At 63.4% G+C, this 12383-nt stretch carries 11 protein-coding genes; 2 read left to right on the forward strand and 9 right to left on the reverse strand.

What is annotated here, in order from left to right:
- Window positions 1-146 precede the first annotated feature (146 nt).
- Window positions 147-1103: a LysR family transcriptional regulator gene (locus P3T21_RS08385; protein ID WP_429255454.1), complete on the reverse strand. Its 957-nt coding sequence runs from the start codon at window positions 1101-1103 to the stop codon at window positions 147-149.
- Window positions 1104-1285: 182 nt separating this feature from the next.
- Here P3T21_RS08385 and purB point away from each other — a divergent pair, with 182 nt between their 5' ends.
- A complete protein-coding gene (gene purB / locus P3T21_RS08390; protein ID WP_429255455.1) occupies window positions 1286-2674 on the forward strand; it encodes an adenylosuccinate lyase in 1389 nt (462 codons plus the stop codon).
- Window positions 2675-2752: 78 nt separating this feature from the next.
- Here the strand turns inward: purB and P3T21_RS08395 are convergent, their stop codons facing one another.
- The 4 genes from P3T21_RS08395 to edd all read right to left on the reverse strand — a co-directional run bounded on the left by P3T21_RS08395 (window position 2753) and on the right by edd (window position 7476).
- Window positions 2753-3247, reverse strand: coding sequence for a gluconokinase (locus tag P3T21_RS08395; protein WP_429255456.1), 495 nt, complete (start codon window positions 3245-3247; stop codon window positions 2753-2755).
- A gap of 14 nt (window positions 3248-3261) precedes the next feature.
- On the reverse strand, window positions 3262-4623 hold the full coding sequence (locus tag P3T21_RS08400; RefSeq protein WP_429255457.1) for a GntP family permease: 1362 nt from the start codon (window positions 4621-4623) through the stop codon (window positions 3262-3264).
- A gap of 337 nt (window positions 4624-4960) precedes the next feature.
- A complete protein-coding gene (gene eda, locus P3T21_RS08405; protein WP_429255458.1) occupies window positions 4961-5602 on the reverse strand; it encodes a bifunctional 4-hydroxy-2-oxoglutarate aldolase/2-dehydro-3-deoxy-phosphogluconate aldolase in 642 nt (213 codons plus the stop codon).
- A gap of 2 nt (window positions 5603-5604) precedes the next feature.
- Window positions 5605-7476 (reverse strand): phosphogluconate dehydratase, encoded by a 1872-nt coding sequence (edd, locus tag P3T21_RS08410; RefSeq protein WP_429255459.1) that lies wholly within the window; start codon window positions 7474-7476, stop codon window positions 5605-5607.
- Window positions 7477-7778: 302 nt separating this feature from the next.
- On the opposite strand from edd, the gene P3T21_RS08415 reads away from it, so the two are divergent.
- Window positions 7779-8714: a MurR/RpiR family transcriptional regulator gene (locus P3T21_RS08415; protein WP_429255572.1), complete on the forward strand. Its 936-nt coding sequence runs from the start codon at window positions 7779-7781 to the stop codon at window positions 8712-8714.
- Here P3T21_RS08415 and P3T21_RS08420 read toward each other — a convergent pair whose 3' ends face one another.
- The 4 genes from P3T21_RS08420 to lptE form a co-directional block, all read right to left on the reverse strand.
- Window positions 8715-9131 carry a CopD family protein gene (locus tag P3T21_RS08420; protein ID WP_429255460.1) on the reverse strand — a complete coding sequence of 139 codons (417 nt, stop codon included), beginning with the start codon at window positions 9129-9131 and terminating at the stop codon, window positions 8715-8717.
- A 50-nt stretch (window positions 9132-9181) separates the two neighbouring features.
- Window positions 9182-10453, reverse strand: a complete 1272-nt coding sequence (locus tag P3T21_RS08425; RefSeq protein ID WP_429255461.1) for a glutamate-5-semialdehyde dehydrogenase — start codon at window positions 10451-10453, stop codon at window positions 9182-9184.
- 140 nt (window positions 10454-10593) lie between these two features.
- The gene (holA, locus tag P3T21_RS08430; RefSeq protein WP_429255462.1) at window positions 10594-11718 is read right to left on the reverse strand and encodes a DNA polymerase III subunit delta; all 1125 of its coding nucleotides are present in this window, start codon (window positions 11716-11718) and stop codon (window positions 10594-10596) included.
- Between the two features lie 52 nt (window positions 11719-11770).
- Window positions 11771-12322 carry an LPS assembly lipoprotein LptE gene (gene lptE / locus P3T21_RS08435; RefSeq protein ID WP_429255463.1) on the reverse strand — a complete coding sequence of 184 codons (552 nt, stop codon included), beginning with the start codon at window positions 12320-12322 and terminating at the stop codon, window positions 11771-11773.
- Between the last annotated feature and the right edge of the window lie 61 nt (window positions 12323-12383).

Raw genomic sequence — 12383 nt, forward strand, 5'->3', positions numbered from 1 at the left:
GAACGCTCCGGCGTTGATCGAATGACGCCATTGTCGAAAAAGGGCGTCGCGAAATCCAATGCCGTTTGATCATTGCGTTATGTTTTTCTTGCATAACGTCAAAAATCTGAAAAAGACTGTCGCATTTCGTGTAGATATCGGCAGTGTCATGCCGTGTCCTGGGCCAGCTCGGCGGTCACCACATCCCATAGCTGACGCACCAGTACCTGACGCGGATCGTCGCCTTGCGCCGCGAGCTTGTCGCGATAGAGACGGATCTCCATCGTCAGCGAGAACTGTCCTTGCACGACGCCACGCGACGCGCGATCGAGGCGGATCAGATGGCCTTCTGCGACTGCATCTTCGACGGCGCTATGCGGCAGGAATGCCAGACCATGCCCGGCGAGCGCCATTGCTTTCAACCCTTCGGCCATGTCCGTCTCATACACACGATCCAGATACAGACGCGCGGGCGCATTGGCGACGATCACTTCCGTCATGCGACCAAGGTAAGCGTTGGGCGTGTACGAGAGATAGGGCGCGGGTGCTTCGGGCGTGCCCGGCAACGTGTGACGCGGCCGTCCGGCGCGGCCTGGCGCGGAGTACGGGCTGATCTCCTCGACGCCCAGTGTGAGCATGTCGTAACGCGCGGGATCGAGCGCGACCGGATGGCTTGGATGGTGATAACCCATCACCAGATCGCAGCCGCCCTCGACGAGCGAAAGCACCGCGTCATGCACGTTCAGCGCGCGCAGACGCGTGTGGATTGGGCCCAGCTGCGCCTCGATGCGCTGCAGCCAGCGCGGAAAATACGTAAGCGACAACGTGTGGGGTACGGCGAATTCGATCGTCGCGGCGGGTGTCGCCGTGTGGCCGCGCAGCAGCGTGCGCGCTTCGTGAAACTGCGAGAGCATCGCGAGCGCCTGCTCGTAAAACACCTGGCCCGCGGACGTGAGACGCGTAGGGTAAACCGAACGATCGATCAGTTCTGTGCCGAGCCACGCTTCAAGCGCCTGGATCCGGCGCGAGAAAGCGGGCTGCGTGACGTGCCGCAGTTCAGCCGAGCGGCTGAAGCTGCGGGTTTCCGCGAGCGAAACGAAGTCTTCGAGCCATTTCAGTTCCATGCGAACCCTGTCGTTACGCGGCAAAAGGAGAAGTCAGCATTCTAGCGGCGCGGGGCCGTGGATGCGCCGGTCCATGGCGCGCAGCAGCGTGCGCAGGGGGTCTGCGGGCCGGTGCGGCTGCCAGTGGTAAAATCCCGGGTTCTTCCGGTTTCTGATCCTCACCTTCCGTCCCCGCCTCCATCATGTCCGATACCCGTCCCGATACCCTCTTCGCGCTGACCGCCCTCTCTCCGCTCGACGGCCGCTACGCCGCGAAAACCGAAGCCCTGCGCGACTGGCTTTCGGAAGCCGCGTTCATGCGTCATCGCGTGATGGTCGAAATTCACTGGCTGATCGCGCTCTCGCGCGCCGGTTTCGCTGAAGTGCCGCGCTTCTCCGACGCGTCGGAGCAGTTCCTGCTGCAACTCGTCGAGCACTTCACCGCGCACGACGCCGCGCGCATCAAGGAAATCGAGCGCGTGACGAATCACGACGTGAAAGCCGTCGAATACTGGCTGAAGGAATCGGTGAAGGGTCAGCCGGAACTGGAGCGCGCGAGCGAGTTCATCCACTTCGCGTGTACGTCGGAAGACATCAACAACACGTCGCACGGCCTGATGCTTGCCGGTGCGCGTGAACACGTGATCCTGCCGGCGCTGCGTTCGGTGCATCAACGCCTCGTTGCGCTGGCGCACGCGCAGGCCGAACAGCCGATGCTGTCGCGCACGCACGGCCAGCCCGCCAGCCCGACGACGCTCGGCAAGGAGATCGCCAACGTTGCCGCGCGTCTGGAACGCGCGATCGAGCGCGTCGCGAAAGTCGAACTGCTCGGCAAGATGAATGGCGCGGTCGGCAACTTCAATGCGCATCTGTCGGCGTATCCGGAATTCGACTGGGAAGCGTTTTCGCGTGAAGTCGTCGAGCAGCGTCTGAAGCTCACGTTCAATCCGTACACGATCCAGATCGAACCGCACGACTACATGGCTGAACTGTTCGACGCGGTGTCGCGCGCGAACATCATCCTGCTCGACCTCGATCGCGATGTGTGGGGTTACATCTCGGTCGGCTACTTCAAGCAACGCACGAAGGCCGGCGAAATCGGTTCGTCGACGATGCCGCACAAGGTCAATCCGATCGACTTCGAAAACTCGGAAGGCAACCTCGGTCTGGCCAACGCCACGCTGCGCCATCTGGCAGACAAGCTACCGGTTTCGCGCTGGCAACGTGACCTGACCGACTCGACGGTGTTGCGCAATATCGGCGTCGCGTTCGGTTACTCGCTGCTCGCGTATGACTCGCTGATTCGCGGTCTCGACAAGCTCGAAGTGAATGCGGTGCGTCTGAACGAAGACCTCGACAACTGCTGGGAAGTGCTGGCCGAACCGGTGCAGACCGTGATGCGCCGTTATGGCATCGAGAACCCGTATGAGCAGTTGAAGGAACTGACGCGTGGTAAGGGCATCACGCGTGAAGGGCTGCAGACGTTTATCGGTGGTCTCGCGATTCCGGCCGACGCGAAGGAACGGTTGCTGGCGATGACGCCTGCTTCGTATGTCGGCAAGGCGGTCGAGCTGGCGAAGCGGATCAGGTAAGGTCGCTTTTCAGGTCACTGCGGCACAAAAAAAGGCGCTCCAGGGAGCGCCTTTTTCACATCCAGCGCGCCTCAAACCTCAACGCGCCTTCACCTGCTTCAACACCTCATCGACGATCTGTTCCGGCGTCAGTTCGATGCTCACCGTAATCGCCTCCTCCGCGCCCGGCTCCTCGAGCGTATCAAGCTGGCTCTGCAGCAGCGACGGATCGAAGAAGTGCCCGGTACGCGTCTGCAAGCGCTCCTCGAGCACTTCCCGCGAGCCCTTCAGGTAAACGAAACACACGTCCTTGTCACCGTCGCGCAGGATGTCGCGATACGAGCGCTTCAATGACGAACACGTGAACACCGCGTCGATACCCGCGCGCTGCTCCTTTTCGATCGCCGCGCGAATTGTGCGCAGCCACGGCCAGCGGTCTTCGTCGGTCAACGGGATGCCGTGATGCATCTTCTCCTTGTTGGCTTCGCTGTGAAACGCGTCGCCGTCCGTGAAGTCGCAGTGCAGGCGTTCGGCGAGCATCTCGCCGATCCGCGTCTTGCCGGCGCCCGATACACCCATCGCGATCAGAATCATCAAAAACTCCTTTCTTACAGTACTGCCGCCAGCACGAACGTCAAACCGAGACCCATCACCGAGATGATGGTTTCGCACAGCGACCACGTCTTGAACGTCTGGCCCACCGTCATGCCGAAATATTCCTTGATCAGCCAGAAACCGCCGTCGTTCACGTGCGAAAAAATCAGCGAACCCGAACCGGTCGCGAGCACGAGCAGTTCCGGCTTCACCTGCACGCCGGACGCCGCCGCGATCGGCGCGACGATGCCGCAGGCGGTTGTCATCGCAACCGTCGCCGAACCCGTGGCGAGACGGATCAACGCCGCGACGAACCAGCCGAACAGCAGCGGCGACAGATGCGCCGCAGTCGCCGTCGCGACGATCTCTTTCGAGATGCCGCTGTCCATCAGCACGCGACCGAAGCCACCGCCCGCGCCGACGATCAGCGTGATGCCCGCGATCGGCGCCAGACAGTCGCCGCAGAACTTCTGGATCTGTTCACGATTGAAGCCGCGTTGCGCGCCGAAGGTCCAGAAGCTGACCAGCACCGCAATCAGCAGCGCGACATCCGACGTACCGATGAATCTCAGAAGGTCGTTCGGCACGGTCTTCGGCGCAAATACCAGATCGACCCAACTGCCGACGAGCATCAGGATCACCGGCAACAGGATCGTGAAGAGCGTGGTGCCGAAGCTGGGCAATTCGCGCTTCGCGCCTTCCGTATGCGACTCGATGAACTGCGCTGCCAGCGGATTGTTTTCCGGCAGCTTGACGTAGCGATGAATCAGCAGCGCGAACAACGGACCCGCGACAATCGCCGTCGGCACGCCGACGATCAGGCCGTACGCGATCGTCTTGCCGATGTCGGCGTGATACGCCTGCACGGCGAGGAGCGCAGCCGGATGCGGTGGAATCAGTCCGTGCACAACCGACAGACCTGCGACCATCGGCAGGCCGATCAGCAGCAGCGATTTGCCCGTGCGCTTTGCGACGTTGAACGCGATCGGAATCAGCAGCACGAAGCCGACTTCGAAGAACACCGGTAAGCCGACGATGATCGCGACGAACATCATCGCCCAGTGAATATTCTTCTCGCCGAATTTATCGATCAACGTGGTCGCGATGCGCTCGGCGCCGCCCGACTCCGCCATCATCTTGCCGAGCATCGTACCGAGGCCAACGACGATCGCAATGTGCCCGAGCGTATTGCCGTTGCCGGTTTCGAACGACTTGACGATCGTGCTCATCGGCATGCCGACTGCGAGGCCAAGCAGCAACGAAACGATGATCAGGACGAGAAACGGATAGACCTTGAAGCGCGTGATCATCAGGATCAGCGCCGCGATGGCGATCAGCGCGTAAATCAGCAGCGTGCTGCCGTGGACAGCTTCCATGAAGCTCCTCCCTGTTGTTTATTCGAATGGATGCATCATGCCGCTGGCACCCGGGTGGTTAGCCGGACGCGGCGCCGGTCGAGCCGACGGTCCGCGCGGACGCTGAATTCTACTGTCAGTTGAGGTTGTGTGTAATGGACTGTAGTAGATGACGCGCGCGACAGGAGTTCCTGACGCAAAAAAGAAGCCTCGCTGATGCGGCCGTGAGGTCGACTAGCGAGGCTTTCTTCTGTAAACCCGTTCGCGTATGAGTAACGGCGCGCGATGGTGCACTGCGGAGAGCGGCGCGATATCCGACCGGCACGCGCCGCGCGCGGCACGCCATCCGCCCATCAACTCAATGCGCAGGCGCTGCCAGCTGGCTTGCTGCACGCGCGAGGCGCGTGACTTCGTCCCAGTTCTGCGCAGCCAGCGCCGACTTCGGCGTAAGCCACGAACCGCCCACGCAAACCACGTTCGGCAGCGACAGGAAATGCGTCGCGGTTTCCGCGGTGATGCCACCCGTCGGGCAGAACTTCAGCGTCGGGAACGGGCCGCTAAACGCCTGCAGCATCGGCACGCCACCGGCCTGCTGCGCCGGGAAGAACTTGACGATCTCATAGCCGAGTTCGAGCGCGACGATGATGTCGGTTGGCGTCATCACGCCCGGCAGCAGCGGCAGACCGGCATCCTGCGCGGCCTGGTGCATCTCTTTCGTCAGACCCGGCGACACGCCGAACGTCGCGCCCGCTTTCTTCGCCTGCGCGCACTGCGCCGGCCGCGTAATCGTGCCGACGCCGACGACGATGTCCTCAGCGAGCTGGCTCGCGCGCTCGATCGCCTTCAGGCCGGCATCCGTACGCAACGTGATCTCGAGCACCTTGACGCCGCCCGCGTGCAGCGCACGCGATACGTTCTCGCCCTGCTCGACCGAGTCGAAGGCCAGAACCGGAATGACCGGGCCAAGGCGGACGATTTCGCTAACTGTCTTTTGCGTCATGTTCAGACTCCCTGTTTCTGCAACTCGTGACTGATATGAAGTTCGCCGACCATCGGGCCGAACACCGATGCGCCGCGTTCCGCCGGCGCCGCCGAAGCACGGAAGACGCCGAACAGTTCGCGGCCAAAGCCGACTTCGTTTTCCGCCTGATGCGCCGGCTGCGCGACCGCGCGCGCGGCCCATTCCGCTGCGTCGATCTCGACGTCGAGCAGACCCGCTTCCGCGTCGATGACGATCGTGTCGCCCGTCTGCACCTTGCCGATCGGCCCTTGCAGCAGCGCTTCCGGCGAAATGTGAATGACGGCCGGCACCTTGCCCGACGCACCGGACATCCGTCCATCGGTGACGAGCGCGACGTGGAAACCCTGATCCTGCAACACGCCGAGCAGTGGCGTCAAACGATGCAGTTCGGGCATGCCGTTTGCCCGCGCGCCCTGGAAGCGCACGACGGCAACGAAGTCGCGTTTCAGTTCGCCCCGGTCGAACGCTTCCTGCACGGCTTCCTGCGAATCGAACACGATTGCCGGCGCCTTCACCTTGCGATGCTGCGCTGCAACCGCGGAAATCTTGATGACGCCGCGACCGAGCTTGCCTTGCATCAGACGCAGGCCGCCGTCCGGCTGGAACGGTTCCTTGATGCTACGCAGCACCTTTGTGTCGAGGCTATCCACAGCGCCCGGCCCCCACATCAGCTTGCCGTCGATCAGCTTCGGCTCATCGGTGTAACGCGACAGGCCGCGGCCCGCCACCGTGTTCACGTCTTCATGCAGCAAGCCGCCTTCGAGCAGATTGCGGATCAGGAACGCCATACCGCCGGCCGCGTGATAGTGGTTCACGTCGGCCTTGCCGTTCGGGTAGACCTTCGCGAGGAGCGGCACCGCCTGCGACAGTGTGTCGAAGTCGTCCCAGTCGATCACGATGCCAGCGGCACGCGCGATTGCGACCAGATGCAGCGTGTGGTTCGTCGAACCGCCCGTTGCCAGCAGACCGACGATGCCGTTGACGATCGCCTTCTCATCGATCACATGGCCGATCGGCGTGTAGTTGCCGCGTTCGGCCGTCAGGTCGAGCACGCGGCGCGCGGCCTGCGCGGTGAGCGCGTCGCGCAGCGGCGTGTGCGGATGCACGAACGCCGAACCCGGCAGATGCAGGCCCATCACTTCCATCAGCATCTGGTTGCTGTTGGCTGTGCCGTAGAACGTGCAGGTGCCGTGGCCGTGATACGCAGCGGCTTCGGCTTCGAGCAGCGCGTCGCGGCCCACTTCGCCGCACGCGAACCGCTGGCGGATCTTCGCCTTGTCGTCGTTCGACAGGCCACTTGTCATCGGGCCGGCCGGCACGAAGATCGTCGGCAGATGGCCGAACTGGAGTGCACCGATCAACAGGCCCGGCACGATCTTGTCGCACACGCCAAGACACAGCGCCGCGTCGAACATGTTGTGCGTGAGCGCGACGGCCGTGCTCATTGCGATCACTTCGCGCGAAAACAGCGACAGCTCCATGCCCGCGTTACCTTGCGTCACGCCATCGCACATGGCCGGCACACCGCCCGCGAATTGCGCGACGCCGCCGTTTTCGCGCGCGGCCGCCTTGATGATGTCGGGGAAATTCCTGTACGGCGCGTGCGCCGACAGCATCTCGTTGTACGAAGACACGATGCCGATGTTCGGCTCGCGGATCGTCTTGATAGCCAGCTTCTCGTTACCTTCGAGGCCAGCGAAGCCGTGAGCGAGGTTCGCACACGACAGCGCGCCGCGCGCCGGAAACTTGCCCTGCGCATGGTCGATGCGCGCCAGATAGGCGTCACGGCTGGGCCTGCTGCGGTCGATCACGCGCTGCGTGACCTTCGTCAATTGCGGATGCGGGGAAACCATCGAAGCTCCTTCGTCGCTGGCTGGGCGGGACACGCGCACACGGCGCCAGATTTGATAAACGCGGGGGACGGCTTTCGCAGCCGACAATGCGATGTTAGTAGAAAAACTACATCACCGCAACGTTCTGCCACCTGACATCACAGGGTACCCAGATCGGCCCGAGAGCCTTTCCATACGGCACTTAAGACAAAATCCCGTCAAACCCAGGGATTACACCTACACCGCGATATGTAGTTTTTGTACATATCCGCGTGATCGGCTATAGTCCACGCATTCTTCAGCATAGTGCGAGTTTTCCGATGATGCTGTCCCAGGTGGAAGCGATGCGCGACCAGCTGCGTCCGTCCGAGCGCAAGCTGGCCGATTACGTGATCGAGGCGCCGCGCGAGGTGCTCGATCTGTCGATGACGGAAGTCGCGGCGCGCGCGGGCGTGAGCCAGCCGACCATCGCGCGGTTCTGTCACGCGCTCGGCTTTTCAGGTTTCAGGGAGTTCAAGATCCGGCTGGCGCAGGGCATCGCGGCCGAGGTGCCGGCCGTCTATCGCGACGTGCGCCCGGACGAGCCCGCGCCGGGCGTCGCCGCCAAGGTGCTCGACCGGACGATTGGCGCGTTGATCCAGGTGCGCAACAACCTGTCTTCGGATAGCGTCGCTTCGGCGATCGCGCTGCTCGCCGACGCGCGACGCATCGAGTTCTACGGCGCGGGTGGCTCGGGCATCGCGGCGCTCGATGTGCAACACAAGTTCTTTCGCCTCGGCATGCCGAACGTCGCGTATTCGGATCCGCATACGTTTCTGATGTCGGCGGCACTGCTGGGCAAGGGCGATGTAGTCGTCGCGATTTCGAACACCGGGCGCACGCGCGATATCGTCGACGCGGCGAAGTCAGCGCTTGCCGCGGGCGCGAAGGTGATCGCGATCACGCACGGCAATTCGCCGCTCGCGCGCCTCGCCACAGTCGGGCTCTACGCGAACGTCGATGAAGACACGGATATCTTTTCGCCGATGACGTCGCGCGTCTCGCATCTCGCGATCGGCGACATTCTGGCAGTGGGTGTAGCGCTCAGGCTCGGGCCGGAACTGCTCGGCAAGCTGGCCGAGGCGAAGGATGTGTTGCGGCGGCGCCGGATTGAAGACACACCGGCCGTCGCCGGCACGGAAAAGCCGGCGACTGACGGGACGAAAAACGGGACGAAAAGCGCGACAAAAAGCGGGACGAAGAACGAAACGAAGCGCTGATCAGAACGGTTTGATGACCACGAGCGCGACAGCGGCGAGCATGCCGAGTACCGGGAGTTCGTTGAACATCCGGTACCACTTGTCTGACCGCTTGTTCTCGCCACGCTCGAACGTGCGCAGCAGCACGCCGCAATACACGTGATACACGATCAGCAGCACGACCACGCCAACCTTCGCGTGAATCCAGCCCTGTCCGCTGCCGATGCCGACCGCGAGCCACAGCCACAACCCGCACGCCAGCGCCGGCACCGCGATGATCGACATGAAGCGGAACAGCTTGCGCGCCATGATCAGGAGGCGCTTCACCGCGGCGGGCTCCGTCTCCATCGCCAGATTCACGAAGATGCGCGGCAGATAAAACAGTCCGGCAAACCAGGAAGCAATCAGTACGATGTGAAACGTTTTCACCCAGAGCATCGGCAGTCCTCGTGCGGCTTGTTGATCTTGTTCGGCTCAAACGAAGGCAGTTACTGACGCCCTTCCCCGTGTCCCAGCACGATGTACTTCATCGACGTCAGCCCTTCGAGGCCAACCGGTCCGCGTGCGTGCAGCTTGTCGTTCGAGATGCCGATTTCCGCGCCGAGACCGAATTCGAAGCCGTCCGCGAAACGCGTCGACGCGTTGACCATCACGCTCGCCGAATCGACTTCGCGCAGGAAACGCATCGCGCGGTCGTGATCTTCGGTGACGATCGCGTCCGTGTGTGCCGAACTGTACGTATTGATGTGCTCGATGCCCGCATCGATGCCGTCGACGATCTTGATCGCCAGCACCGGCGCCAGATATTCGGTGCACCAGTCTTCTTCCGTCGCGTCGACGAGCGGACCGACGCCCGCCGCTTCGAGCACTGCGCGCGCCGCCGGATCGACGCGCAGTTCGACTTCCTTGCCGCGATACAGCTTGCCCAGCGGCGGCAACGCTTCGTTCGCGATACCCCGCGCCACCAGCAGCGTTTCCATCGTGTTGCACGTGCCGTAGCGATGCGTCTTCGCGTTATCGCAGACGGTCAGCACCTTCGTGAGATCCGCACGATCGTCGACGTACACATGGCAGATGCCGTCGAGATGCTTGATCATCGGCACGCGCGCGTCTTCCATCAGACGCGCGATCAGGCTCTTGCCGCCGCGCGGCACGATCACATCGACGTATTCCGTCATGGTGATCAACACGCCGACCGCGGCGCGATCCGACGTTCCGACAACCTGCACCGCGTCCTGCGGCAGACTGGCCGCTTCGAGCCCTTCGCCGATCAGCTTCGCCAGCGCCGTGTTGCATTCGAGCGCTTCGGAACCGCCGCGCAGGATCGTGGCGTTGCCCGACTTCAGGCACAGCGCGGCAGCGTCGATCGTCACGTTCGGACGCGATTCATAGATGATGCCGATCACGCCGAGCGGCACGCGCATCTGTCCGACCTGAATGCCGCTCGGACGATACTTGAGATTGCTGATCTCACCGATCGGGTCCGGCAGCGCGGCGACCTGGCGCAAGCCTTCGACCATCGTCTTCAGCGCCTTGTCGGAGAGCGTCAGACGGTCGATGAACGCGGCGTCGTGGCCTTTCTCGCGCGCCTTCGCGACATCGCGTGCGTTCGCTGCTTTCAGCGTCGCTGCGTCGCGCTCGATGGCATTCGCCACGGCTTCCAGCGCGGCGTTCTTCGCAGCCGTCGAGGCGCGCGCCATCGCACGCGAAGCGTGTCGCGCGCGGCGGCCAAGGTCGGTCATGTACTGGGTGATGTCCATCGTATTTCTCGTAATGTCGCGCCTGATTCACGCGCGGCGCGCAGGCAGGAACAGCAGGATTAGCGAAAGAGATGCGTCGATTGTAAGTCGGGGACGGCGGGTTTGCTGGCGGCCCATCCGTCGCCGGACATCGGGCGGGATCAGCGTGGCCGGTATGCCGGCCGGCCTGGCGGTGGCGCGACGGGCGTGACCCCAGTACCCGGCCCGGCTTTCGCTGGCGAAGCGACCGTCATCGCCAGTTCGAACAGACCGCTCCACGGATCGGGCGGTGGATCATGGCGATGATTGCCCGGCGTGCCGCCAGACAGGCCTTTCACCTGACGATCGAGACGCGCCGCCAGCGCGAGCCCCTTTTCGAGCGCCGCCTCGCTGACACGCGACAGCGCCGGCCCGACGAGCCGCTCACGTGGGCCCCACACGCGATTCTCACGCAGCAGGATCGCGAGCGGCTTGCCGGCCGCCACGCCGCGCTTGATGCGCAAGAGCGTGCGCACCTCTTCGACGACCGCCCACAGCACGAGCACGGCTGCCTCGCCTTCGCCACGCAGCCCGTCCAGCATGCGCGACAGCCGGCTGACGTCGCCCGCGAGCATCGCTTCGTTCAGCTTGAACACGTCATAACGCGCGACGTTCAGAACCGCATCGTGGATCTGCTCGAAGCTCAACACACCTTGCGGATACAGCAGACCGAGCTTCTGGATTTCCTGATGCGCCGCGAGCAGATTGCCTTCGACACGCTCAGCCATAAACTGCAACGCGCGCCGCCCTTCCTCGCCCGCCGCAACACGCTGACCCTGCTGCGCAAGCCGCTGCCCAACCCATGCGGGCAACTGCGCACGCTCAACCGGATCGATCTTCAGCGCGACGCCGGCATCGGCCAGCGCGGTGAACCATGCCGACTTCTGCGTGGCCGCATCGAGGCGCGGCAACGTCACCAGCGTGAGCACATCGGGATTCACCGCGGCAACGAGCGTCTTCAGCGCGTCCGCGCCTTCCTTGCCCGGCTTGCCCGACGGAATGCGCAACTCGACCAGTTGACGGTCGCCGAACAGCGACATCGACTGGCTCGCGCCCAGCAGCGAACTCCAGTCGAAACCACGCTCGACGGTGAACACCGAGCGATCGGTGAATCCTGCTGCACGCGCCGTCGCGCGAATGCGGTCGCACGCTTCCTGCGCGAGCAGATGCTCGTCGCCATACACGACGTACAGGCTAGCGAGGCCTTTCGCGAGATGCGGTTCGAGCGCGTCAAGTCGCAGTTGCATGGCTACCGGCACACAGGGTGAGAACGGAACACGGCGCGGATCACAATGCGGATCACAGCGGCGGCGGCGGCAACGGTGCGCGCGGCGCGACCGCTGGCACTTCCTGGCCCGGCGCCGGATGCAGCGAACGGACGATCGCCAGACGACGCGTCAACTGGTCGACCGCATCGTTCTGCATGTCGGAATACAGGATGTCGGCTTCCGCGCCCTTCGCCTGCGAGAACTGGTCGCTATAGGTCATTGCGCGGTTCAGCGCGATCGAACTCGGCGGAATCAGCAGCGTGCCGTCGGCGCCGACGAGCGTGTAGTTCAGCGAGTAATTCAGTTGATACTCTTCGACGACACCCACCGAGTTCAGCGTCAGCACGCTGGCGCCGCGTCCTTCGGACATCCGCAGCACTGCATCGGCATTGGTCGGCACATTGACGACCACGGTGTCGCTTCCGCCTTCGACCATCCGGGTCAGCCGCGCGGTGACCGCTGCCGGCGCGCCCGTAATGTTGAGACGCTTGAATGCGTAGTTCTGCTGGCCGCGCAGCTGGAAGCCGCATGCGGACAACATCATCACACCACACGCGAGCGTCAAGAACGATCTGCGAGTCACATTGGCTCCCTGAATACCCAGCGACGAACAGGGCTGGCTTTCACGCGATGTGCCGGCATCC

This window comes from Paraburkholderia sp. GAS334 (assembly GCF_050436625.1).
Lineage (GTDB): Bacteria > Pseudomonadota > Gammaproteobacteria > Burkholderiales > Burkholderiaceae > Paraburkholderia.

Coding starts and splice junctions, on each gene's coding strand:
- P3T21_RS08395 (WP_429255456.1), bottom strand. CDS start 3,247: ATGATTCTGATCGCGATGGGTGTATCGGGCGCCGGCAAGACGCGGATC.
- holA (WP_429255462.1), bottom strand. CDS start 11,718: ATGCAACTGCGACTTGACGCGCTCGAACCGCATCTCGCGAAAGGCCTC.
- P3T21_RS08425 (WP_429255461.1), bottom strand. CDS start 10,453: ATGGACATCACCCAGTACATGACCGACCTTGGCCGCCGCGCGCGACAC.
- purB (WP_429255455.1), top strand. CDS start 1,286: ATGTCCGATACCCGTCCCGATACCCTCTTCGCGCTGACCGCCCTCTCT.
- edd (WP_429255459.1), bottom strand. CDS start 7,476: ATGGTTTCCCCGCATCCGCAATTGACGAAGGTCACGCAGCGCGTGATC.
- P3T21_RS08385 (WP_429255454.1), bottom strand. CDS start 1,103: ATGGAACTGAAATGGCTCGAAGACTTCGTTTCGCTCGCGGAAACCCGC.
- P3T21_RS08415 (WP_429255572.1), top strand. CDS start 7,779: ATGCTGTCCCAGGTGGAAGCGATGCGCGACCAGCTGCGTCCGTCCGAG.
- P3T21_RS08420 (WP_429255460.1), bottom strand. CDS start 9,131: ATGCTCTGGGTGAAAACGTTTCACATCGTACTGATTGCTTCCTGGTTT.
- eda (WP_429255458.1), bottom strand. CDS start 5,602: ATGACGCAAAAGACAGTTAGCGAAATCGTCCGCCTTGGCCCGGTCATT.
- P3T21_RS08400 (WP_429255457.1), bottom strand. CDS start 4,623: ATGGAAGCTGTCCACGGCAGCACGCTGCTGATTTACGCGCTGATCGCC.